A 23,863-nucleotide genomic window follows, 5' to 3' on the forward strand; every position below is an offset into this window, starting at 1 on the left:
GCTCACTCCCAGGACGTTGCCGGACCCCGTGGTCCGGCCTGCCTGACAGTGTAGCAGCGCGCACTCGCCGGAAATGCGCGCTTTGTCACGCGCGGGCGATCCGTCTACTCGACGAACTGCACGTTTCCGCTGCCGCTGCGCGACACGCTGCGTTGCGACGGCTCCCCATGCACCTCGATGTCGCCACTGCCGCTGACCGCGGCGGTTACGGTATCACGCACGGTGATGCTGGCCCTGCCCGAACCGCTCTGGCGCAGCTGCGCCTGTTCCACGCGCAGCCGCTGGGCGTCGAGGATGCCGGTGCCGCTGCCTTCGTACTGGAAGCGGCGCGTGGCGCCGGCCAGGCTGAGGGCGCCGGAGCCCATCAGTTCGGCCTCGATGCTGTCGCTGTTGCCGGCGTCCACGCTCAGGTCGCCGCTGCCGTGCAGGACGGCGCGCGCCTGGCGGTAGCGGCCGTTGAACTGGACGCTGCCCGAGCCGCTCAGCGACAGCTCGATGCGCTCGCCGGAGAAGCCGTTGATGCGGGTGTCGCCGCTGCCGTCCGCGCTCAGGCGGTCCAGCATCGGCAGCGTGACTTCCACTTCCAGGGGCTGGCGGTGGCGCAGCAGGATGCCCTGGGTGCCGATGCGCAGCAGGCCGTCGCGGCTGGCGGTGTCGATGTTCTGCAGCAGGCGCGCTTCGCCGCGCACCACCAGGCCGGGCTGCGGTCCGTAATGCACGCTCAGGTCCACCGGTGCGCTGAGTTCGATGGCGCGCACGTCGCGGCCGATGCTGCGGGTGTCGCTGGTCACGCTGCGGCCCTCAAGGCGCGTCGGCACGCCCTGGGCGCGCAGCATGGTGTAGGTCAGGCCGATCAGGACGACCGCAAGGACCAGGAGGGCGAAGCCGACTCGTAACAGGGCGCGCATCGGCTCTCCTCAGCTGCCGCGCAGGAGCGACATGTTCATTTGCAGGTAGCGCTTGACGCCGCTGGCGGCGTAGCGCGTGACCACGATCGACACCAGGAACAGCACAATCCCGCCCAGCACCAGCGCGAAGCCAAGCACGGTCTGGGTCATGCGCGCGTCTTCGTCGAGGTCGGTCGAGATGCGCACGCTGCTGCCGGCCACGCGCTCGGCGCCGCGCACCACGCGCGATGATTCGATCGAAGGCCCCTCGGCCGCGTCGGCCGCCTCGGCTTCTGCGTCGCGCTCGGCAGCCGCGTCGCCGGCGTCGTCGATCTCGATGCCTGTTTCGCTGATCGAAATACGGGTGCGGACCCTTTCGGTCTCGCCGCCGTCGCCGAAGCTGACGTGGCGCAGCGGGCCGTCGAGCACGAGTTCGTTCGCACCCGACAGGCCGCTGGCCGTGATCGCGATGCCGCCCACGTAAAAGGCCAGCGCCGCGACGTACAGCGTGGCCAGCAGCGAACCGAAGACGGCCGCCGGGATCACCATGAACAGGTTGAAGATCAGCAGCCCCACCACCGACACGCACATGCGCAGCAGGTTGGCCGGGTTCTTTTGCTCGGCAAAGGCGGCCATGTGGCTGTTGGCGCGCAGGGTCAGGGCGACCTTCTTCGGGTCGTCGAGTTCGCGCGCGATGTCGGTTTCCAGGCGGCCGGCGGCGGCGCCGTCGACGAAGCGCTGCTCGTACCAGGCCAGGGTCTTGGCCTGCAGCTCGGGCGGCAGGCCGAGCATGGCCCGCTTGAGCGCGTCGAGGTATTCGAGTTTGCCCATGGATGCGGCGCCCGCCTCAGGCATGGCCGAGCAGAAGGATGGCGCGCAGCGCCGGGCCGGTGGCGTTCGCCTGGCCGCCGAAGAGTTCGGGTGCGACCAGGGCGGCCGTGCTGGCGGCCACCACGGCCAGTAAGCCAAGCGTGCGCACGCCGAGTTGGTAAGTCATGTTCCTGTCCACGATGTGGTTGTCGATGCTGCTACTGTACGGAACCGGCGGCCGTGCCGCCAGCCGCGTGCGACAGGCTGCTGTTTTCGCGGGGCAGGCGGGCGTAGGCGAGGATGGCCGTTGCCGCGCCCTGGCCGCTGCGCACGGCCGACTCGAGCGTGGCGGGGTAGTCGCTGGCGGTGTAGTCGCCGGCCAGCACCAGGCCGGGCAGGGAGGTGGCGTTGCCCGGGCGCGCCAGGCCCGGGGTGCAGGCGAAGGTGGCGCGCTTGTCGGTGATCACGCGGGTCCAGAGCGGCGTGGCCAGCCCCGGCAGCCCGAGGGCAGCGGCCAGTTGCCGGGCGATCGCAGCGGCCAGCGCATCCTGGTCGAGCGCGGCGGCGGCGCCGGCGGCGCTGACGACCACCGCCAGCAGGCCGGCCTGCTCGGGGTCGAGCTGGCCGCGGTCGAAGACGAACTGGCCGAAACGCCCGTCGTCGGGCGCATCGAGCAGCGCGCAGAACGGCAGCGGCAGGCGCACGGTTGCGTCGTACTGCAGGTAGCAGGTGGAAATCGGCTCGTATTCGAAGGCATCGAGCTGGCCGGCGATGGCCGTTTCGCCCAGCGGCGCCAGCAGGCTGGCCGCCTGCGTGGGCGGCGTGGCCAGCACCACGGCGTCGAAGCTGTGCCAGTCTGCGCCCACTTGCACTTCCCAGCCGGCGCCGGCGCGTGCCAGTGCGCCGACCTTGGCGCCGACATGCACGGCGCCGCCCTTTGCTTCAAGATGGCGCGCGGCGGCCACCGGGAACAGGGCGCCGAGATCGAGGCGCGGGACCAGCATGTCGGAGGCGGCGCGTTTGGCGCCCAGGCTGTCGCGCAGGACGGCCAGGAAGACGTTGGCGGAGGCCCGCTCGGGCGGCGTGTTCAGGGCGGCCAGGCACAGGGGCCGCCACATCAGGCGGATCAATCGTTCGGTCTGGTCGAAGCGTTCCAGCAGCACGCTGACCGGCACGTCGTCGTTCAGGCCCCAGCGCATCCAGCGCGCGCTGGTGGTGAAGCGGGCCAGGGCCAGCTTGTCCTCGCGCGCCAGGCCCTGGGCGCGCATCAGCGCGATCGCCATGTGCCAGGGCGCGGGCAGGCGCGGCGCCACGAAGTCCATGCCGCCGCTGCCCGCCGGATAGCGCATCTGCAGCGGCAGGCGCAGCAGGGCCGCGCGCGGGTCGACGCCGACGCGCTTCAGCAGCTTCAGGGTTTCCTTGTAGGCGCCGAGCAGGATGTGCTGGCCGTTGTCGAGCATCTTGCCCTGCACCTCGACGCCGCGTGCGCGCCCGCCCAGGCTGCGCGCGGCCTCGAACAGGGTCACGTGGAGGCCCTTGTGCGCCAGTTCGACGGCGGCGGCGCAGCCGGCCCAGCCGCCGCCGATTACGGCGACGCGCAGCCCGGTCTTAGTTGCGGACATCAGTTACGCACATAGGTTTTCCACGCCAGCCACAGCTTGCGCAGCGGCGTGAGGGAGATGCGCTGGGTCAGCACGTGGTACTTGTCGCGCGCGATTTCCTCTAACAGGGTCCGGTAGATGGCCGACATCATCAGGCCCGGGCGTTGGGCGCGCCGGTCTTCCTTCGGCAGGGCGGCCAGGGCTTCGTCGTACATCTTCTGGGCGCGCTCGGTCTGGAAGGCCATCAGGGCCTCGAACTTCTCGCTGTGGCGCGCGTTCAGCAGGTCCGCCGCGGTCACGCCGAACTGCTGCAGCTCGTTCACCGGCAGGTAGATGCGGCCCTTGCGCGCATCTTCGCCGACGTCGCGGATGATGTTGGTCAGCTGGAAGGCCAGGCCGAGCTTTTCGGCGTACTCCAGGGTTTGCGGATTCTTGTACCCGAAGATGCTGGCCGACAGGATGCCGACCACGCCGGCCACGTGCCAGCAGTACTTCTTCAGGCCGGCGTAATCGAGGTAACGGCTCTGGTCGAGGTCCATCTCCATGCCGTCGACGATCGCCTGCAAATGCTGCTCCTGCAGATTGTAGGCGCTCAGGTGAGGCTGCAGGGCCTGGGTCACCGGGTGCGTCGGCGTGCCCTTGTACATGTTGGAGACTTCGGTACGCCACCAGGCCAGCTTGATGCGCGCGACCGAGCCGTCGGTGGCGTCGTCGACCGTGTCGTCGACCTCGCGGCAGAAGGCGTACAGCGCGGTGATCGCGCGACGGCGTGCCGGTTCGAGGAAGAGGAAGCTGTAATAAAAGCTGGAACCGCTCTGGACCGTCTTTTGCTGGCAGTATTCGTCAGGAGACATGTAAAAGATGCAATATTTGGCGATGCGAATCCGCTATCTTAGCCGAAGCGCGCGTGGCGGTGGCCGTCAAATGCGGCTTTTTAGCCTACATGCGCAGCGCGCGCCAGCCCATCAGCAGGTATTCGTGCTTGCCGAGCTTCGGCCGGCGCCGGAACACGTCGTACTCGGCCGCCTCGATGCGCTCCAGGATGCGCAGGCCGCCCTGCACGATCAGGCGCAGTTCCCAGCCGATCCGGCCCGGCAGGCGCTTGGCCAGCGGCGTGCCGCTCAACATCAGGGCGCGCGCGCGCTCGACCTCGAAGGCCATCAGCGCGCGCCAGGCCGGCGTGGCGGCGCCGGTGCGCCGCATCTCCTCCAGCTGCTGCTGGCCCACGCCGAAGCGGTCCAGGTCTTCCAGCGGCAGATAGATGCGGCCCTTCTCGATGTCGATCGCCACGTCCTGCCAGAAGTTGATCAGCTGGAGCGCGCTGCAGATCGCATGCGAGTCGCGCAGGTTGCGGTCGTCCACCGCGCCGTACAGGGCCAGCATCAAGTGTCCGACCGGATCGGCCGAGCGGCGGCAGTAGTCGAGCAGCAGCGGGTAGTCGGCGTAGCGCGTCGTGACCACGTCCTGGCGGAAGGCCGACAGCAGATTGCGCAGCGGCTGCAGCGGCAGCTGGAACTGGCGCACCACGCCGGCCAGGCGCGCGAACATCGGGTGCGCCGGCGTGGCGCCGGCGGCGATCGCGTCGAGCGCCGCTTCGTACTCGGCCAGGCCGGCCAGGCGCTCGGCCGGGCTGGCATCGCCTTCGTCGGCGACATCGTCGGCGCCGCGCGCAAAGGCATAGATGGCTTCGACGGCCGGCACCAGGCGGCGCGGCATCAGGATCGAAGCGACGGGGAAGTTCTCGTAATGGTCGACGGGCATGCAAATCTAGTGACTGGCGGGTCATTTACGCTGTGTGTTTGCATGATTATAATTGCCGGGCTTTGGGGCGGCCTGCTTTTGCATGGATAATGCACCCAAACCTGGCTGTGCCGGCCCGCTGGGGCCCGTATGTCGTCCGTGCTCGAACACCGCAATTAAAAGGAAAAGAACGTGTCCGCTCCGAACCAACTGCGCCGGCCGCTGGCCGCCCTGGCCGTGCCCCTGTGCGCGCTGCTGATCACCGCCTGCTCGAAAGAGGCGCCGAAACAAGAGGACGTGCGCCCGGTGCGCGCCATCGTGCTGGCCCAGGGCGACGCGGGCGCCAGCGCCGAATTCTCGGGCGAAGTGCGCCCGCGCATCGAATCGCGCCTCGGTTTCCGGGTGGCGGGCAAGATCGTCGAACGGAAGGTCGACATCGGCGCCACCGTGAAGAAGGGCGACGTCCTGATGCAGCTCGACCCGCAGGACTTGAAGCTGGCCGCGAGCCAGGCCCAGGCCAGTTTGCGCGCCGCCGAAACCAACCGCGACCTGGCCAACTCCGACTACAAGCGCTACCAGGAACTGCGCGAGAAGAACTTCGTCAGCCAGTCGGTACTCGACTCGAAGCGCGCCGCCCTGCGCGCAGCCCAGGCTGAAGCCGACGCCGCGCGCGCGGGCTTCCGCGGCCAGTCGAACCAGGCCGGCTACAGCAACCTGGTATCCGACATCGACGGCGTGGTCACCGGCATCGACGCCGAGGTGGGCCAAGTGGTGAACGCCGCCACCCCGGTGGTGCGCGTGGCCCGGACCGACGAAATGGAAGTCGTGATCGGCATTCCCGAAGACCGCGTCGACGAGATCCGCAAGGTCGATTCCGTGACCGTGCGCCTGTGGGCGAATCCCGGCGAAGCGATTCCCGGCCGCGTGCGCGAAGTGTCGCCAGTGGCCGATGCCGCCACCCGCACCTACACCGCCAAGGTGGCGATCCCGCCGCGTGCCGACGTGCGACTGGGGATGACGGCCGCCGTGCAATTCGCTTCACGCTCGGGCGCCGCCGGCCTGCGTGCGCCGCTCACCGCGCTGCACCACGAAAAGGGCGTGACCAGCGTCTGGATCGTCGAGAACAATGTGGTAAAACTGGTGCCGGTGCAGATCGCCGGCCAGGCCGGCAACGACGTGCTGCTCGGCGCCGGCGTCAAGCCGGGCCAGACCGTGGTCACGGCCGGCGTCAATTTGCTGCGCAGCGGCCAGAAGGTGCGCATCCTCACCAGCGACGTCGCGCGCCGCGGCGACACCGAAAAAGCAGCCGCGGGTGTCGCGCCTGAAGGCGCCGCCGCTGCCGGGGCCCGGAAATGAAGGGCTTCAACCTGTCGCGCTGGGCGCTCGAGCACATCCCGCTCACACGTTTTCTGATTGCCGCCTTGCTCCTCGGCGGCATCTTCAGCTACCAGCAGCTGGGCCAGGACGAAGACCCGCCCTTCACCTTCCGCGTGATGGTGGTCAAGGCGCTGTGGCCGGGCGCCACGGCGGTGCAGGTTGCCGAACAGGTGACCGACAAGCTGGAACGCAAGCTGCAGGAAACCCCGCACGTCGACAAGATCCGCAGCTTCTCCAAGCCGGGTGAAACCACCATCCTGATCGAACTGCGCGAGTCGACCCCGCCGCAGGATGTACCGGATTCCTGGTACCAGGTGCGCAAGAAGATCGGCGACATACAGGGCACCCTGCCGCAGGGCGTGATCGGGCCCTTCTTCAACGACGAATTCGGCGATACCTACGGCTCGATCTTCGCCCTCTCCGGCGACGGCTTTACCTATGCCGAGATGAAGGACTATGCCGACTTCGTGCGCCAGCAGCTGCTCGGCGTGCCGCTGGTGGCGAAAGTCGAACAGTTCGGGGTGCAGAACGAGAAGGTCAATATCCTGTTCTCGAACAAGAAGTTCGCGCAACTGGGCGTGCCCTTCGAGCAGATCGTGAACCAGATCGCCACCCAGAACGGCATCGAGGCCTCTGGCGTGCTGGTGACGCCGCTTGAGAATCTGCAGGTGCGCGTCACCGGGGCGATTCGCACGGCCAAGGAACTCGAAGACCTGCAGCTGCGCGCCGGGAACACGACGTTCCGCCTGGGTGACTTCGCCACCGTCAAGCGCGAATACCAGGACCCGCCGCAGGACAAGATGCGCTTCAACGGCAAGGAGGTGATCGGCCTGGGCGTCTCGATGGAGAAGGGCGGCAACATCATCGAACTGGGCGAGTCGCTGGACACCACCGTTGCGCGCATCCGTTCCCAGCTGCCGGTCGGGATCGAGCTGGAGCGCGTGTCGAACCAGCCGCAGGCCGTGACCGCGTCGGTGAGCGAATTCATCCATACCCTGATCGAGGCGGTGATCATCGTGCTGGCGGTGAGCTTCCTCGCGCTCGGCCTGCACACGAAACCGAAGCTGCGCATCGACGTGCGTCCCGGCCTGGTGGTGGCGCTGACCATTCCGCTGGTGCTGGCGATCACCTTCCTCTTCATGCGCATGCTCGACATCTCGCTGCACAAGGTGTCGCTCGGTGCGTTGATCATCGCACTCGGGTTGCTGGTGGACGACGCCATCATCGCGGTCGAGATGATGGTGCGGAAGATGGAGGAGGGCTTGTCGCGCTTCGAGGCGGCCACCTTTGCCTACACCTCGACCGCGATCCCGATGCTGACCGGGACCCTGATCACGGCGGCCGGCTTCCTGCCGATCGGGCTGGCCAAGTCGGCGGCCGGCGAATACACCTTCTCGATGTTCTCGGTGAATGCGATCGCGCTGATCGTGTCGTGGATCGTGGCCGTCACGTTTACGCCCTACATCGGCTTCCTGCTGCTGAAGGTGAAGCCGCACGGGCAGGGGCATTCCGAGCACGACGTCTTCGATACGCCGATGTTCCGCCGCTTCCGCGCGCTGGTGACGTGGTGCGTCGAGTTCCGCAAGACGACGATCGTGCTGAGCCTGGCCGTGTTTGCGCTGGGCGTATTCGGCTTCAAGTTCATCGAGAAGCAGTTCTTCCCGGATTCCAGCCGCCCCGAACTCATGGTCGAGATGTGGCTGCCGGAAGGGACGAGCTTTGCCGCCAACGAGGCGCTGGTGAAGAAGTTCGAGGCCTTCGTGCGGGAGCAGCCGAACGTGGAGAGCATCACGAGTTATGTCGGCACCGGCAGCCCGCGCTTCTACCTGCCGCTGGACCAGATTTTCCCGCAGTCGAACGTGTCGCAGTTCGTGGTGCTGCCGACGAGCGCGGCGCACCGCCAGGAGTTGCTGGTCAAGATCGAGAAGGTCTTCCGCGAGGAATTCCCTGAAGTGCGCGGACGCGTGAAACTGCTGCCGAACGGGCCGCCGGTGCCGTACCCGGTGCAGTTCCAGGTGGCCGGGCCGGATATCGGCGTAGTGCGCGGCGTGGCCGACCAGGTCAAGGACGTCTTGCGTGCGAACCCGAATGCGGTGGGCGTGAACGATAACTGGAACGAGTCGGTGAAGGTGCTGCGGCTGGACCTGGACCAGGACAAGCTGCGCGCCCTCGGCGTGACTTCCCAATCGGTGCGCCGCGCGGTGAATACCGTGTTGTCGGGGACCACGGTCGGACAGTTCCGCGAAACGAACGAGCTGATCGACATCGTCGTGCGCCAGCCGGTGGAAGAGCGTTCGACGATCACCGTGCTGCGCGATACGAACATTCCGACCGCCTCCGGGCGCTCGGTGACCATCGGCCAGGTGGCGCGCGTGCAATTCGTGTGGGAGCCGGGCGTGATCTGGCGCGAGGGCAGGGAATGGGCGATCATGGTGCAGTCGGACGTGGTGGCTGGCATCCAGGGGCCGACGGTGTCCGGGCAGGTGAGCGAGAAGCTGGCGGACATTCGCGCCAGGCTGCCGGCCGGCTACCGCGTGACGCTGGAAGGTGCGGCGGCCGACAGTTCGGAGGCGGAAGCCTCGATCACGGCGAACGTGCCGCTGGTGCTGTTCATCGTGTTCACTTTGCTGATGCTGCAACTGCATAGTTTCTCGCGCTCGCTGCTGGTCTTCCTCACCGGCCCGCTGGGCGTGGCGGGGGCGGCGATGGCCTTGCTGCTCCTCGGGCGGCCGTTCGGCTTCGTGGCCAACCTGGGCGTGATTGCGCTGTTCGGCATGATCATCCGGAACTCGGTGATCCTGGTCGACCAGATCGAGCAGGACATCAAGGGTGGGGCCGAGGCCTGGGATGCGATCGTCGAAGCGGCGGTGCGCCGTTGCCGTCCGATCCTGCTGACGGCGGCCGCGGCGGCGCTGGCCATGATTCCCTTGTCCCGTTCCGTGTTCTGGGGACCGATGGCGGTGGCGATCATGGGCGGCTTGCTGGTGGCGACGGCCTTGACCTTGCTGTTCCTGCCGGCGCTGTATGCGGCGTGGTTCAGGGTCAAGAAACCCGTCCGTTAATGCGTAGGGTGGGTTCTCGAACCCACCAATACGTGGCCGGCGCAATGGTGGGTTCTCGAACTCACCAATATGTGGCCCGCGCAATGGTGGGTTCGAGAACCCACCCTACCTCGCTATAGGCCAATTCAACTGGCATGACACCGGATGAAAACCCTATTCGTCATATGCATGAATAAACCCCACCGCACCCTTGTAAAATTCACTCCCTCTAGTGTCAGAAAATCCAGTAAAATACCGGGTTGAAGTTGTAGCCCCTAAACAATGGAGTGCAGGGCGGCCGGTTTCTACTGTCGGGCGCCCTTTGTTTTTGTGGCAATATGCAATCCTGCGCGAGGATGGCGAAATTGGTAGACGCACCAGGTTTAGGTCCTGACGCCAGCAATGGTGTGGGGGTTCGAGTCCCCCTCCTCGCACCACGAATAATTATTTTTTTGGACGATTTTTACGATGGCAACTGCAGTCGAAACCCTGGATAAACTCGAGCGCCGCTTGACGATCACTTTTCCGCTGAGCGACGTTCGTACGGAAGTTGAAAAACGCCTCAAGAAACAGGCCAAGACCGCCAAGGCGCCTGGCTTCCGCCCAGGCAAAGTGCCTCTGAAAATGGTCGCAGCCCAATACGGCTACCAGATCGAATCGGACGTGTTGAACGACCGCGTCGGCCGCGCCTTCAACGACGCCGCCAACGAAGCGGGCCTGCGCGTTGCCGGTTTCCCGAAGATCGAGCCGAAGCAGGAAGCGCCGGAAGGCATGCTGGCTTTCGACGCCACCTTCGAAGTCTTCCCTGAAGTCAAAGTCGGCGACCTGGCCGGCGTCGAAGTCGAGACCGTCGCCACCGACGTGAGCGATGCCGAAATCGACAAGACCATCGACATCCTGCGCAAGCAGCGCGTGCACTACCACACCAAGGGCGAAGCCGGCGAACACGGCGACGGCGGCGCAGCCGTTGCAGCCAATGGCGACCGCGTGACCGTCGACTTCGTCGGCAAGATCGACGGCGTGGAATTCGACGGCGGCAAGGCCGAAGGCTACAGCTTCGTGCTGGGCGAAGGCCGTATGCTGCCGGAATTCGAAGCCGCCACCGTCGGCCTGAAAGTCGGCGAAAGCAAGACCTTCCCGCTGCCTTTCCCTGAGGACTACCACGGCAAGGACGTCGCCGGTAAAACCGCCGAGTTCACCATCACCCTGCAGAACCTGGAATGGGCGCACCTGCCGGAAGTCGACGCCGAGTTCGCCAAGTCGCTGGGCATCGAAGACGGTTCGATCGAAAAAATGCGCACCGACATCAAGACCAACCTCGAGCGCGAAGTCAACGCCCGCATCAAGGCCCGCAACAAGGAAGCCGTGATGGACGCCCTGGTCAAAGTGACCGAGATGGACGTGCCGAAAGTCATGATCGAGCAGGATTCGCAGCGCCTGGCGGAGCAGACCCGCCAGGACATGGCCCAGCGCGGCATGGACGTCAAGAACCTGCCGTTCCCGACCGAATTGTTCGCCGAAAAGGCCGAGCGCCGCGTGCGCCTGGGTCTGATCCTGTCGCAACTGGTCGCTGACAACAACCTGCAAGCAACCCAAGAGCAGGTGAAGGCCCAGATCGAAGACTTCGCACAAAGCTACGAAGATCCGAAGGAAGTCCTGAAGTACTACTACAGCGACCGCCGCCGCCTGGGTGAAGTGGAAAGCCTTGTTTTGGAAGAAAACGTCGTTAACTATGTGCTTGGCAAGGCGAAGGTCAGCACCAAGACCATCGCTTTCGATGAATTGATGGGTAGCAACCCACAGGCTTGATCGGATGGGTAGGCTCATCCTTCGAGCCTACCCTTCACCTTTTACAAGCCTCTTTTTCAAGGAACCAGACAGGTATGAACCATAATCCGGCATTGGACACCCAAGCACTCGGCCTCGTGCCGATGGTCGTGGAGCAAAGCGGCCGCGGCGAGCGCGCGTACGATATTTACTCGCGCCTGCTGAAGGAACGTGTGATTTTCCTGGTCGGTCCTGTCAACGACCAGATGGCCAACCTGATCGTCGCCCAGATGCTGTTCCTGGAGAGCGAGAATCCGGACAAGGACATCTCGCTCTACATTAACTCCCCGGGCGGTTCGGTTTCCGCAGGCCTGGCGATCTTCGACACGATGAACTTCATCAAGCCGGATGTCTCCACCCTGTGCACCGGCCTGGCGGCGTCGATGGGCGCCTTCCTGCTGGCCGCTGGCGCGAAGGGCAAGCGTTTCTCGCTGCCGAACTCGCGCGTGATGATCCACCAGCCGTCGGGTGGTTCGCAGGGCATGGCCTCGGATATCGAAATCCAGGCCAAGGAAATCCTGTACCTGCGCGAACGCCTGGCACGCATCATGGCCGACAACACCGGCCAGACCATCGAGCAGATCCACAAGGACACCGACCGCGACCGCTTCATGTCGGCGGAAGAGTCCGTGGAATACGGCCTGATCGACAAGGTTCTGACGAATCGCGCTTGATGCACCCCACAAGGTGTTGCTGAAAAACGCCCGGGCGCAAACACGTTCGGGCGTTTGTTTTTTATTTCGGGTAGCATGAGGGTGTGTGCGCCGACAGCGCGCGCGTCGTCATGACGTTATATCCATATTCAATAGAAACCTGCCCCCATGTCTGACAAAAAATCCTCCAGCGGCGAAAAGCTTCTGTACTGCTCGTTCTGCGGCAAGAGTCAGCACGAGGTGAAAAAGCTCATCGCGGGACCATCGGTCTTCATCTGCGACGAGTGCATCGACCTGTGCAACGACATCATCCGCGACGAGACTTCGAACGTCGAATCGGTGGCGGGCGCCAAGTCCGACCTGCCGACCCCGCACGAGATCGCCGAACTGCTCGACCAGTACGTGATCGGCCAGCAAACTGCCAAGCGCATCCTGTCGGTGGCGGTCTATAACCACTACAAGCGCCTCAAGCACCTCGGCAAGAAGGACGACGTCGAACTGGCCAAGAGCAACATCCTGCTCGTCGGCCCGACCGGTTCCGGCAAGACCCTGCTGGCGCAAACCCTGGCGCGCATGCTGAACGTGCCGTTCGTCATCGCCGATGCCACCACGCTGACCGAAGCCGGCTACGTGGGCGAAGACGTCGAGAACATCATCCAGAAGCTGCTGCAAAGCTGCAACTACGAGGTGGAAAAGGCGCAGCGCGGCATCGTCTACATCGATGAGATCGACAAGATTTCGCGCAAGTCCGATAACCCGTCGATCACGCGCGACGTCTCCGGCGAGGGCGTGCAGCAAGCGCTGCTGAAACTGATCGAAGGCACCATGGCCTCGGTACCGCCGCAAGGCGGGCGCAAGCACCCGAACCAGGACTTCGTGCAGATCGACACCACGAACATCATGTTCATCTGCGGCGGCGCCTTCGACGGCCTGGCCAAGATCGTGCAGAACCGTTCGGAAAAGTCGGGCATCGGTTTCGCGGCCAGCGTCAAGAGCCAGACCCAGCGTTCGAACAGCGAAATCATGATGGAAGCCGAGCCGGAAGACCTGATCAAGTTCGGCCTGATTCCCGAGCTCGTCGGCCGTCTGCCGGTCGTCGCCACGCTGAATGAATTGACGGAAGAGGCGCTGATCCAGATCCTGATCGAGCCGAAGAATGCGCTCATCAAGCAGTATTCGAAACTGCTCGAAATGGAAGGCGCCGAACTGGAAATTCGCCCGGCCGCATTGCACGCGATTGCGAAAAAAGCATTGGCGCGCAAAACCGGCGCTCGTGGTTTGCGTTCGATCCTGGAACACGCGCTGCTCGACGTGATGTACGAATTGCCGAACCAGCAAAACGTGGTCAAGGTGGTGGTTGATGAAAATACCATCACCAACGGCGCCAAACCTTTGCTGATTTACAGCGAAAGCGCAAAAGCCTCGGGCGAAAACTAAAAAATTCCGCACGGAAAGCACAAATCCACTTGTGCGCCGGGAGCTTGAAGGTACAATTTACCTCAATAAAAGCATCCGGCTTCAATCGAAAAGCCACTCTCGGCCGCGTGCCGTGTAGTGGCTTTTTTATTTGAAACAGGGGCATTTATTGGAACGGCAAGTCTTTCTCTTGAATGTCTTTTTTATTTCGAGAAATATTCGATTGCCGGTCTTGTGTTTTCACCGTGTGCGCCCAACATCGTCTACACGCTTTTTATAAGGTATGCCATGACAACTTCGAAATTAACCGAGCACACGACGCTGCCCCTCCTGCCGTTGCGCGACGTGGTCGTGTTTCCCCATATGGTGATACCACTGTTCGTTGGCCGCCCGAAATCGATCAAAGCCCTGGAAGCTGCGATGGAGCAGGGCAAGAGCATCATGCTCGCCGCCCAAAAGGCTGCTGCCAAAGACGAACCTTCCGCCGCGGACATCTACGAGATCGGCTGCGTCGCGAACATCCTGCAAATGCTGAAGCTGCCTGACGGCACCGTCAAGGTGCTGGTCGAAGGCGCCCAGCGCGCACGTATCGATCACATCACCGACGCCCCGACCCACTTCGTGGCCGAGCTGACCCCTGTGCGCTCGGAAATCGGCGACGACTCCGAAGTCGAAGCCATGCGCCGCGCCATCGTCCAGCAGTTCGACCAGTACGTCAAACTGAACAAGAAAATCCCGCCGGAGATCCTCGCATCCCTGGCCGGTATCGACGACGCCGGCCGCCTGGCCGACACCGTTGCCGCGCACCTGCCGCTGAAGCTCGAGCAGAAGCAGGTCATCCTGGAAATCTTCAACGTCGCCAAGCGCCTTGAGCACCTGCTCGGCCAGCTGGAAGGCGAACTCGACATCCTGCAAGTCGAGAAGCGCATCCGCGGCCGCGTGAAGCGCCAGATGGAAAAATCGCAGCGCGAGTACTACCTGAATGAGCAGGTAAAAGCCATCCAGAAGGAACTGGGTGAGGGCGAAGACGGCGCCGACATCGACGAGCTCGAGAAGAAAGTCATCGCCGCCAAGATGCCGAAGGAAGCGCTGGACAAGGCCACCGCCGAGATCAAGAAGCTGAAACTGATGTCGCCGATGTCGGCCGAAGCCACCGTCGTGCGCAACTACATCGACACCCTGGTGTCGCTGCCGTGGAAAAAGAAATCCAAGGTTGCCAACGACCTGGAAAACGCCGAGAAAGTGCTGGAAGCCGAGCACTACGGCCTCGACAAGATCAAGGAACGCATCCTGGAATACCTCGCGGTGCAACAGCGCGTCGACAAGCTCAAAGCCCCGATCCTGTGCTTCGTCGGTCCTCCGGGCGTGGGTAAGACCTCGCTGGGCCAGTCGATTGCCCGCGCCACGAACCGCAAGTTCGTGCGCATGGCCCTGGGCGGCGTGCGCGACGAAGCCGAGATCCGCGGTCACCGCCGCACCTACATCGGCTCGATGCCGGGCAAGGTCTTGCAATCGCTTGCAAAAGTCGGCGTGCGCAATCCGCTGTTCCTGCTCGATGAAATCGACAAGATGGGCGCGGACTTCCGCGGCGACCCATCGTCGGCCCTGCTGGAAGTGCTGGACCCGGAACAGAACCACACCTTCTCGGACCACTACCTGGAAGTCGACTTCGACTTGTCGGATGTGATGTTCGTGGCGACCTCGAACTCGTTCAACATCCCGCCGGCACTGCTGGACCGGATGGAAGTCATCCGCCTGTCGGGTTACACCGAGGACGAGAAGACCAACATCGCCCAGCGCTACCTGCTGCCGAAGCAGGTCAAGGCCAACGGCCTGCGCGACGGCGAGATCAAGGTGGAAGAGTCGGCGATCCGCGACATCATCCGCTACTACACCCGCGAAGCCGGCGTGCGTTCGCTGGAGCGTGAAATCTCGAAGATCTGCCGCAAGGTCGTCAAGATGCTGCTGCTCAAGAAAGGCGAGAAAGCGGTCGTCGTCAACGCCAAGAACCTGGACAAGTTCCTGGGCGTGCGCCGCTACGACTTCGGCGTGGCCGAGAAGGAAAACCAGATCGGCCAGGTGGTGGGTCTGGCCTGGACCGAAGTCGGCGGCGACCTGCTGACCATCGAAGCCGTGAATGTGCCTGGTAAAGGCGCCATCATCCGCACCGGTACCCTGGGCGACGTGATGAAGGAATCGATCGAAGCGGCCCGCACCGTGGTGCGCTCGCGTGCCCAGCGTTTCGGCATCAAGGCGGAAGCGTTCGAGAAGAGCGACATCCACATCCACGTGCCGGAGGGCGCGACGCCGAAGGATGGTCCGTCGGCCGGTATCGGCATGACGACGGCGCTGGTGTCGGCTTTCACCGGCATCCCGGTCCGTGCCGACGTGGCGATGACGGGCGAGATCACGCTGCGCGGCGAAGTGCTGCCGATCGGCGGCCTGAAGGAAAAGCTGCTGGCGGCGCATCGCGGCGGCATCAAGACGGTGTTGATCCCCGAGCAGAACGTGAAGGACCTGGCCGAGATTCCGGACAACGTCAAGAACAAGCTCGAGATCGTGCCGGTGCGCTGGATCGAGAAGGTGCTGGAAATCGCGCTGGAGCGCCAGCCGGAAGCCCTGGCCGATGTGCCGGCGGTGTCGGTGACGCCGGCCCCGGCGGCCGAAGGGCAGGGCGGTGTCGTGAAGCACTGATCGGCAATCGATCGCAGTAAATGAAGAGGCGCCGGGTGGCGCCTCTTTTTTTGGGATATTGCCATGGACACGGCAGATCGATATCGTACGGTGGGCACGCCGTGCCCACGCGGATACGTGCGTGTCCGGAGCCCGCTGCCTGGAAACTTCGCTCGATACGCACGCAGTACTTTCGGCGCTAACGCTGTGCTGTTTGATCGGCCAACAATAATCACCATTCCGCGTGGGCACGGGGTGCCCACCCTACGTATCGCGATTTCAGACACGCCGATGGCCATGCATATCGCGATTTCGGAAACGCCGGTGGCCATGCATATCGCGATTTCAAATGCGCCCGCGGTCATGCATGCCGCGGTTTCACATGCGCCGTGGGTCCAACGTGTTGCTTGACAGAAGCAAATCCCCCTTGTTTAATACGCGCTTGCAGTTTTTTGCATAAGGCGCAGCGCCGCCGCGTCAGAACGAACAAGAGGGAATAGAGTGAACAAGACAGAACTGATCGAAGAAATCGCAAAGTCCGCGGACATTACCAAGGCCTCGGCAACGCGTGCACTCGACGCCATGATCGAAGCCGTCACCGCGACGCTGAAGAAGAACGACAGCGTGACCCTGGTCGGTTTCGGCACCTTCACCGTGGGCGAGCGCGCCGCACGTACCGGCCGCGATCCGCGCACCAAGGAACCGATCAAGATTAAAGCTGCAAAGGTTCCGAAATTTAAGGCTGGTAAAGCGCTAAAAGATGCTGTAAACTAATGCCTTCTCTGCAGCGACATGCAGAGAACACCAGGCGGTAAAGCGAGACTATGTGTCTCGCAAAGTGGGAAGCTTTGGCCTCTCTGCTTTCTGCGGCCTGGTATGCAGTACCTAGTATGTGAAGTGGAGCGGTAGTTCAGTTGGTTAGAATACCGGCCTGTCACGCCGGGGGTCGCGGGTTCGAGCCCCGTCCGCTCCGCCACTCACCATACACAGATTCTGGAGCGGTAGTTCAGTTGGTTAGAATACCGGCCTGTCACGCCGGGGGTCGCGGGTTCGAGCCCCGTCCGCTCCGCCACTCACCATACACAGATTCTGGAGCGGTAGTTCAGTTGGTTAGAATACCGGCCTGTCACGCCGGGGGTCGCGGGTTCGAGCCCCGTCCGCTCCGCCACTCACCATACACAGATTCTGGAGCGGTAGTTCAGTTGGTTAGAATACCGGCCTGTCACGCCGGGGGTCGCGGGTTCGAGCCCCGTCCGCTCCGCCAGATGCAGTAGTACCGGGGCGCCACGACACGGCGCCTCAATAAGAAGAGGCGAACGCGAGTTCGCCTTTTTTTTTAACTGTGCTTTAAGGCCATTTCCTGAGTGATTGGTGACCATGTTTGATTTTGTACGTAACAACAAGCGCATCCTGCAGGGCGTCTTGCTGCTGTTGATCATTCCTTCGTTCGTGCTGGTCGGCGTCGAAAGTTATCAGAACCGCGGCGACAGCAACAACGGCGTCGCCAGCGTCGATGGCCGCAGCATCACCCAGCAGGAATGGGACGATGCCCAGCGCCGCCAGATCGACCAGGCGCGCCAGCAGATGGGCCCGCAGTTCGACCAGAAGATGTTCGAGACGCCGGAAGCCAAGCGCGAAGTGCTGGAGAACCTGGTTGCCGAGCGCGCCGTGAATGCGGAAATCGCGCGCAGCCACCTCACCGTGAGCGACCAGGCCCTGATCACCGCGATCCAGGGCACCGGCTTCAAGAAGCCGGACGGCAGCTTCGACATGGACGCGTACAAAGCCGCGCTGGCCGCCCAGGGCATGACCCCGGAAATGTTCGACGCGCGCATGCGCCGCGACATGGCGATCCAGCAGCTGGCCGGTTCGATCCAGAGCACCGCGTTCGCGCCGCGCTCGGTGGCCAGCCGCATCTCCGACATCAACGACCAGGAACGCGAAGTCCAGGAACTGCTGTTCCCGATCGCGAACTACCTGCCACAGGTAAAAGTTACCGACGACATGGTCAAGGCCTTCTATGACAAGAACGCCACCCTGTTCCAGATTCCGGAGCAGGTGAAGGCCGAGTACGTCGTGCTGGACGCCGCTGCCGTCGAGAAGCAGGTCTCGGTCACCGACGCCGAAGTGGCCGCCTTCTACAACGCCAACCAGAAGCGTTTCGTGACGCCGGAACAGCGTACCGCCAGCCACATCCTGATCACCAAGGCCCAGGGCGCCAAGCCGGCCGAGGAAGCCGCTGCCAAGGCCAAGGCCGAAGCAGTGCTGGCCGAAGTGCGCAAGAACCCGGCCGACTTTGCCGAGATCGCCAAGAAACAGTCGCAAGACCAGGGCTCGGCCGCACAAGGCGGCGACCTCGGCACGGTCGAGCGTGGCGGCTTCGTGAAGCCGGTCGAAGACGCGATCTACGCGCTGAAGGACGGCGAAGTCAGCGGCATCGTGGCTTCGGAGTTCGGCTTCCACATCATCAAGGTCACCTCGGTCAAGCCATCGGTGCAGAAGCCGCTGGAAGCCGCCAAGGCCGAGATCACCGACGAGCTGAAGAAGTCGAAGCTGTCGAAGAAATACTCGGAACTGGCGGAAAGCCTGAACGACATCGTCTTCGAGCAATCGGACAGCCTGAAGCCGGCCGCGGATAAGCTCGGCCTGCAGATCCAGACCGTCGATGGCCTGGGCCGCAAGGCGAACCCGGCACTGGGCGCTGCGCCGTACAACAACGATAAATTCCTGACCGCCCTGTTCTCGAACGAGTCGATCAAGAACAAGCGCAACACCGAAGCCGTCGAAGTGGCGCCTGCCACCCTGATCGCCGGCCGTGTGGTCGAATTCAAGCCGGCCACCAAGCGTCCGCTGGCCGAAGTCGAAGCCCAGATCCGCCAGCGCGTGACCCAGGAAGAAGCCCTGCGCCTGGCGCGCCAGGCCGGCGAAGCGAAGCTGGCTGCCGCCAAGGCATCGGGCGATGCGAGCGGTTTCGGCGACGTGAAGATCCTGTCGCGCACCAAGGAGCCGACCGTCAACACCGCCGGCGCGCTGGCCGTGTTCAAGGCCGACGTGACCAAGCTGCCTGCCTATGTGGGCGTGGACGTGCCGGGCGTGGGCTATGGCGTGTACCGCATCGGCAAGGTGTCGCAACCGGCCCAGCTGGACACGACCCGCCGCACCCAGGAAGCCCAGCAGATCGGCGGCCTGGTGGGCCAGGCCGAGCTGTACAACTTCGTCGAGGCCATCAAGGTCAAGAACAAGGCGAAGATCAATGCCGCCGGCGCGAAGCCGGCCGAGCAGGCTGACTGAAGGTAGCGGTGCTGAAATAGAAAACCCGGCTGTGCGAGCAGCCGGGTTTTTTTACGTCTGATGTATATGACAGGTTGCGTGATGGTGGGGCGACGTTGGGGTATCCGGCATGCTTGCGTGATGGGGGTGGCGACGTCTGTGGTATTCGATCTGTTCGCGTGATCGCGAAGGTACCCGTAGGGTGGGCACCCCGTGCCCACGCGGAACGCCGGTCAGTGTTAGCAGTTGTCACCATCACGCACCACGCATCGCGGCAAGCGTGTCAGGAGCGCCGTGTTAGCGCATCGATGTTGTTGGCGTCGCGGAGCGAAGAGTCGCCGTTGCGGACTCGCGGATCAACACGTAACCGCGTGGGCACGGAGTGCCCACCGTACGGTTCAGGCCGCGTATCGGGCGAGGGCCGAGGGGTAGTCAGGCCGCGAGTTGATCAGGCCGCGTGCAGGGCCTTTGCGGCAGCGACGAAATCTTCCGGCGCGATGTCGTTCAGATCGAGCACCTGCGCCTGCGCATACTGCGTGAAATTCCGGTCGATCGAGCGCAGGTAGGCCGGATCGTAATGCTCCACCAGCAATTGATCGACCAGCTCCGGCATCGCCCCCTCGTTCGCCAGCGCATGCCAGGCATCGATCTTCGCGCGCCCATGCAATTGAACGAGGTGATCCAGCTGCCCATTCAAGGCATCGGCATCGCGCGCAAAGTGTTCGTAGTCTTCCATCAGCAGCCGCACCCGGTTCGGGCGCGACAGATTCACCGCGATGCAGGGCGACGCACGCATGCGCGCCATTACCGCATCCGGCACGCGCAAGTTGCCCACCTTCTTGCTCTCTGATTCCACGAACACCGGTTGGTTCGGATCGAAGTGACGCAGTTTGTCCCAGATCTGGCTTTCAAACATTTTCTGCGTCGGCTGCGGCGCGTCCGGCAAGTGACCGAGCACCGAGCCGCGATGGGCGGCCAGGCGTTCCAGATCCAGCACCTGGGCGCCCACACGTTCCAGGGTCTCCAGCAGACGGCTCTTGCCGCTGCCGGTGGTGCCGCAGATCACGCGGAAGTCCACCTCCGGCGGATTTTCCAGCGCCGTGCTCACCCCGGCGCGGTAGGCCTTGTAGCCGCCTTCGAGCTGCACCACCGGCCAGCCGATCTTGGCGAAGATCAGCGCCATCGAGCCGCTGCGGTTGCCGCCGCGCCAGCAGTACACCAGGGGCTTCCATTCGCGCGGCTTGTCGGCGAACAGGGTCTCGATGTGGCGCGCGATGTTGGCGGCCACGATCGGCGCGCCGACCTTCTTGGCCTCGAAGGAACCGACCTGCTTGTACAGGGTGCCGACCCGGATGCGCTCCTCGTTGTTCAACACCGGGCAATTGATCGCGCCCGGAAGGTGGTCGAGCGCGAACTCTCCTTCGCTGCGGACGTCGATGATGGTATCGAAGCTGTCGAGTTCAGGCAGGATGTCGGCGAAGGGCAGTACGGCAGGGTATTTCATCGGTATCGGATGGGATGGATTCAGCGTTGCCGGATCATAGTCGAAAAGGCCGGCCAGATGTTATTCAGGATGATCGGATGCGCCTGGGCGTTCGGGTGCAGGCGGTCGGCCTGGAACAGCGCCGGCTTGTCGGCCACGCCTTCCAGCATGAAGGGGACCAGCGGCGCCTTCATGTCTTTCGACAGCGTGCCGTACATGTTGAAGAAGCGCTCCGTGTAGGCGCGGCCATAGTTTGGCGGCATGCGCATGCCGATCAGCATGACCTTGGCATCCTGCTTTTGCGAGAGAGTGACCATCTGGCGCAGGTTGGCTTCGGCCGAGGCCACGGGCAGGCCGCGCAGGCCATCGTTGGCGCCCAGTTCGATGACCACGATCTGCGGCTTGTGCTGGGTGAGCAGGGCCGGCAGGCGCGCACGGCCGCCGCTGGTGGTCTCGCCGCTGATGCTGGCATTTACGATGCGCGCATCGATCTTTTCGGCCTTCAGTTTTTGTTCGAGCAGGGCGACCCAGCCCGTGCCGCGGGTCAGGCCATATTCGGCCGACAGGCTGTCGCCCACCACCAGAACGGTTTTTGGTGCAGAATAAGCGCTCGCTGATGCAGCCAGCATGAGCACACCGACAGACAATTTCTTGAGAAAAGCAAGCATGCGTGATAATCCCGAAGCCTTGAAAAATGACGTGACCGCCGCAGCGGGGCGACCGGCCGCCATCGAGGTGACCGGGCTGTCGAAGCGGGTGGCGGACGCCAGCGGCGAACTCACCATCCTGCACAGCATCGATTTTACCGTGGGAGTGGCCGAGACGCTCGCGCTCGTCGGCGCATCGGGTTCGGGCAAGTCGACCTTGCTCGGCTTGCTGGCCGGCCTGGATACGCCCAGCAGCGGCAAGGTGCTGCTCGACGGCACCGATATCTTCGCCCTCGACGAGGATGGCCGTGCCGCTTTCCGCAAGGCCAAGCTGGGGTTCGTGTTCCAGTCCTTCCAGTTGCTGGCGCACTTGAATGCGCTCGAGAACGTGATGCTGCCGCTGGAACTGCGCGGCGATGCCGATGCGCGCGAGAAGGCGGAAGCGATGCTGGGACGGGTCGGTTTGTCGAGCCGCTTGAAGCATTATCCGAAGTACCTGTCGGGCGGCGAGCAGCAGCGCGTGGCCCTGGCGCGCGCCTTCGTCACCGAGCCGCCGCTGCTGTTTGCGGACGAGCCGACCGGCAGCCTGGATGCGGCGACCGGGGAGGCGGTGATTCAATTGATGTTCGAGTTGAACCGCGAGCGTGGGTCGACCCTGGTGCTGGTGACGCATGATCCGGCGATGGCGGCGCGTTGTGGGCGGACCTTGACGATTGCGGCGGGGCGCCTGGCGTAGGGGTTCGTAGGGTGGACACCTGTGTCCACGCTGTCTGACCGTCGGCGTCCCGGTAACGGCACGGTAGGCCACGGTACGACCGCGTGGACTCGGGAGCCTTGCGCGGCCCGGTCCACCCTACAAAACGACAAAACCTAGCGCGCCACTAGCCCGTTCAGCACCTTCCTGATCGCCGCCGGCAGTTCGCCCGCAGTCAAGCCAACCGGCCCGATCCCATCGGCCACCAGCGCATCCGCCGCCGCGCCATGCATCCACACGGCGCCGACGGCCGCCTCCCACGCCGGCCAGCCCTGCGCCAGCAGCGCGCCCACCACACCCGCCAGCACGTCGCCGGTGCCGCCCGTGGCCAGCCCCGGATTCCCGGTCGGATTGATCGCCAGCGCCCCATCCGGCGCCGCCAGCACGGTGCCCGAACCCTTCAGCACCACGACCGCGTTCAGGCGCTTGGCCAGCGTGCGCGCCGAACCCAGGCGATCCGCCTGCACCTCGCCCGCGGAAATCCCCAGCAGCCGTGCCGCCTCCAGCGGATGCGGCGTCACCACCGTCTCGGCCACGCGCCTGGCGACGCGCGCCTGCAGGTCGGTACTGCTCGCTACCAGGTTCAAGCCATCGGCATCGATCACGACCGGCCCGCTCGCATCGATGCCGTGTCCGAGCACGCGCATCGCTTCCAGCGCGTCGCCCATGCCCGGCCCCAGCACCAGGGTGCGGCCTTCGATCGCGAAGTCGTGCGAGGTGCGGAACATCAGTTCCGGCTGGGCGCTGTCGTAGCCCGGCCCGACGTCGACCGTCGCCACGAACACGCGGCCCGCGCCGGCATACAGCGCGCCGCGCCCGGCCAGCACGGCCGCGCCGAGCATGCCATGGGCGCCGCCGACGATCGCCACGTCGCCGAAGCTGCCCTTATGGGTATTCTGGCGGCGCGGCGCCAGCTGGGCCGCGAACAGCGCCGGCGCGGCGACCAGCGCGGCCGCCGGCGGAAACAGCTCGGGCGCGATCCCGAGGTCGGCCACCACCACCTGGCCCGCGTGATCGCGGCCGCAGGCCGTGTGCAGGCCCGGCTTGTCGCCGATGAAGGTGAGGGTGTGGGTGGCGTGCACGGCAACGCCGCCTTCGCCCACCGGCACGCCGGTGTCGGCATCCAGGCCGCTCGGCACGTCCAGCGCCAGCACCGGGCAGCGCACGTCGGACAGCGCCGTTACCAGTTCCGGGTAGCGGCCCACCAGGTTGCGCGCCAGGCCGATGCCGAACAGGCCGTCGACCACCAGCGCCCAGTCGCGCGTGTCCGGCGCGACGTCGGCGAAGTTGGCGCGGCTGGCGCGTGCGCGGGCCAGGGCCTGGGCCGATTCCGGCGACGGCTGGCCGGTCGGTGCGAAATACAGCACCACCACGTCGAGGCCGGCGTCGCTCAGGTTGGCGGCGAGTTCCAGGGCGTCGCCGCCATTGTTGCCGGGGCCGGCCAGCACCAGCACCGGACGGGTGCGTGCCTCGCCCACGAGTTGCAGCGCCAGGTCGGCCGCGGCGCGGCCTGCGCGCGTCATCAGGGTGCCGGTTTCCAGTTCCTGCATCGCCGCTTCCTCGATGGCGCGGATCTGCGTAACGCTGTACAGCTTGGCGCAGTCAATCTTGCTATTCATATCATTCTCAATCATGTCGGATGCCCGCATTGTGCCCGATCCTGGCGTTTCAGCGTCTACAATAT

The 23,863-nt window shown here is 64.4% G+C and carries 18 protein-coding genes and 5 tRNA genes; 14 read left to right on the forward strand and 9 right to left on the reverse strand.

Translation table 11 applies throughout. The features are described from left to right. Positions 1-104: 104 nt before the first annotated feature. The 6 genes from QPK31_RS12685 to hpnC all read right to left on the reverse strand — a co-directional run bounded on the left by QPK31_RS12685 (position 105) and on the right by hpnC (position 5,059). Positions 105-908, reverse strand: coding sequence for a head GIN domain-containing protein (locus tag QPK31_RS12685; protein WP_290423296.1), 804 nt, complete (start codon positions 906-908; stop codon positions 105-107). Between the two features lie 9 nt (positions 909-917). Beyond that, the gene (locus QPK31_RS12690) at positions 918-1,718 is read right to left on the reverse strand and encodes a DUF1700 domain-containing protein (RefSeq protein WP_290423297.1); all 801 of its coding nucleotides are present in this window, start codon (positions 1,716-1,718) and stop codon (positions 918-920) included. Positions 1,719-1,734: 16 nt separating this feature from the next. Then, on the reverse strand, positions 1,735-1,884 hold the full coding sequence (locus QPK31_RS12695; RefSeq protein WP_229435557.1) for a hypothetical protein: 150 nt from the start codon (positions 1,882-1,884) through the stop codon (positions 1,735-1,737). 31 nt (positions 1,885-1,915) lie between these two features. Then, positions 1,916-3,319 (reverse strand): hydroxysqualene dehydroxylase HpnE, encoded by a 1,404-nt coding sequence (gene hpnE, locus QPK31_RS12700; protein ID WP_290423298.1) that lies wholly within the window; start codon positions 3,317-3,319, stop codon positions 1,916-1,918. Then, entirely contained in the window at positions 3,319-4,152 is an 834-nt protein-coding gene (gene hpnD / locus QPK31_RS12705) for a presqualene diphosphate synthase HpnD (protein WP_290423299.1), read from the reverse strand. The genes hpnE and hpnD overlap by 1 nt, the downstream gene beginning before the upstream one ends. Before the next feature lie 85 nt (positions 4,153-4,237). Further along, positions 4,238-5,059 carry a squalene synthase HpnC gene (hpnC, locus tag QPK31_RS12710; protein ID WP_290423300.1) on the reverse strand — a complete coding sequence of 274 codons (822 nt, stop codon included), beginning with the start codon at positions 5,057-5,059 and terminating at the stop codon, positions 4,238-4,240. Positions 5,060-5,230: 171 nt separating this feature from the next. Here hpnC and QPK31_RS12715 point away from each other — a divergent pair, with 171 nt between their 5' ends. The 13 genes from QPK31_RS12715 to QPK31_RS12775 all read left to right on the forward strand — a co-directional run bounded on the left by QPK31_RS12715 (position 5,231) and on the right by QPK31_RS12775 (position 19,316). Further along, positions 5,231-6,394 carry an efflux RND transporter periplasmic adaptor subunit gene (locus QPK31_RS12715; RefSeq protein WP_290423301.1) on the forward strand — a complete coding sequence of 388 codons (1,164 nt, stop codon included), beginning with the start codon at positions 5,231-5,233 and terminating at the stop codon, positions 6,392-6,394. Next, positions 6,391-9,477: an efflux RND transporter permease subunit gene (locus QPK31_RS12720; RefSeq protein WP_290423302.1), complete on the forward strand. Its 3,087-nt coding sequence runs from the start codon at positions 6,391-6,393 to the stop codon at positions 9,475-9,477. The genes QPK31_RS12715 and QPK31_RS12720 overlap by 4 nt, the downstream gene beginning before the upstream one ends. A 329-nt stretch (positions 9,478-9,806) precedes the next feature. After that, positions 9,807-9,893: transfer RNA gene (locus QPK31_RS12725), tRNA-Leu, on the forward strand. Between the two features lie 31 nt (positions 9,894-9,924). Next, entirely contained in the window at positions 9,925-11,265 is a 1,341-nt protein-coding gene (gene tig / locus QPK31_RS12730) for a trigger factor (RefSeq protein WP_290423303.1), read from the forward strand. A 74-nt stretch (positions 11,266-11,339) separates the two neighbouring features. Next, positions 11,340-11,957, forward strand: coding sequence for an ATP-dependent Clp endopeptidase proteolytic subunit ClpP (gene clpP / locus QPK31_RS12735; protein ID WP_267498632.1), 618 nt, complete (start codon positions 11,340-11,342; stop codon positions 11,955-11,957). Between the two features lie 147 nt (positions 11,958-12,104). Next, positions 12,105-13,373 carry an ATP-dependent Clp protease ATP-binding subunit ClpX gene (gene clpX / locus QPK31_RS12740; protein ID WP_229435564.1) on the forward strand — a complete coding sequence of 423 codons (1,269 nt, stop codon included), beginning with the start codon at positions 12,105-12,107 and terminating at the stop codon, positions 13,371-13,373. 267 nt (positions 13,374-13,640) lie between these two features. Then, positions 13,641-16,046: an endopeptidase La gene (lon, locus tag QPK31_RS12745; RefSeq protein ID WP_290423304.1), complete on the forward strand. Its 2,406-nt coding sequence runs from the start codon at positions 13,641-13,643 to the stop codon at positions 16,044-16,046. 480 nt (positions 16,047-16,526) lie between these two features. Beyond that, positions 16,527-16,799, forward strand: coding sequence for an HU family DNA-binding protein (locus tag QPK31_RS12750; RefSeq protein ID WP_290423305.1), 273 nt, complete (start codon positions 16,527-16,529; stop codon positions 16,797-16,799). A gap of 125 nt (positions 16,800-16,924) precedes the next feature. Continuing rightward, positions 16,925-17,001: transfer RNA gene (locus QPK31_RS12755), tRNA-Asp, on the forward strand. 19 nt (positions 17,002-17,020) lie between these two features. Then, positions 17,021-17,097, forward strand: a tRNA-Asp gene (locus QPK31_RS12760). Between the two features lie 19 nt (positions 17,098-17,116). Continuing rightward, positions 17,117-17,193, forward strand: a tRNA-Asp gene (locus tag QPK31_RS12765). Positions 17,194-17,212: 19 nt separating this feature from the next. Continuing rightward, positions 17,213-17,289, forward strand: a tRNA-Asp gene (locus QPK31_RS12770). Positions 17,290-17,402: 113 nt separating this feature from the next. Next, positions 17,403-19,316, forward strand: coding sequence for a SurA N-terminal domain-containing protein (locus tag QPK31_RS12775; RefSeq protein ID WP_290423306.1), 1,914 nt, complete (start codon positions 17,403-17,405; stop codon positions 19,314-19,316). 427 nt (positions 19,317-19,743) lie between these two features. On the opposite strand, the gene mnmH is transcribed toward QPK31_RS12775, so the two are convergent. Together mnmH and QPK31_RS12785 are read right to left on the reverse strand one after the other, a co-directional pair. Then, positions 19,744-20,799, reverse strand: coding sequence for a tRNA 2-selenouridine(34) synthase MnmH (gene mnmH, locus QPK31_RS12780; protein ID WP_290423307.1), 1,056 nt, complete (start codon positions 20,797-20,799; stop codon positions 19,744-19,746). A gap of 20 nt (positions 20,800-20,819) precedes the next feature. Continuing rightward, positions 20,820-21,446, reverse strand: a complete 627-nt coding sequence (locus QPK31_RS12785) for an arylesterase (RefSeq protein WP_290423308.1) — start codon at positions 21,444-21,446, stop codon at positions 20,820-20,822. On the opposite strand from QPK31_RS12785, the gene QPK31_RS12790 reads away from it, so the two are divergent. Further along, positions 21,445-22,161 (forward strand): ABC transporter ATP-binding protein, encoded by a 717-nt coding sequence (locus QPK31_RS12790; protein WP_290423309.1) that lies wholly within the window; start codon positions 21,445-21,447, stop codon positions 22,159-22,161. The two genes, QPK31_RS12785 and QPK31_RS12790, sit on opposite strands and share 2 nt — an antisense overlap. Positions 22,162-22,295: 134 nt before the next feature. Here QPK31_RS12790 and QPK31_RS12795 read toward each other — a convergent pair whose 3' ends face one another. After that, the gene (locus tag QPK31_RS12795; RefSeq protein ID WP_290423310.1) at positions 22,296-23,798 is read right to left on the reverse strand and encodes an NAD(P)H-hydrate dehydratase; all 1,503 of its coding nucleotides are present in this window, start codon (positions 23,796-23,798) and stop codon (positions 22,296-22,298) included. Positions 23,799-23,863: the final 65 nt, after the last annotated feature.

Source organism: Massilia sp. YIM B02769, from assembly GCF_030411995.1.
Classification (GTDB): domain Bacteria; phylum Pseudomonadota; class Gammaproteobacteria; order Burkholderiales; family Burkholderiaceae_D; genus Telluria.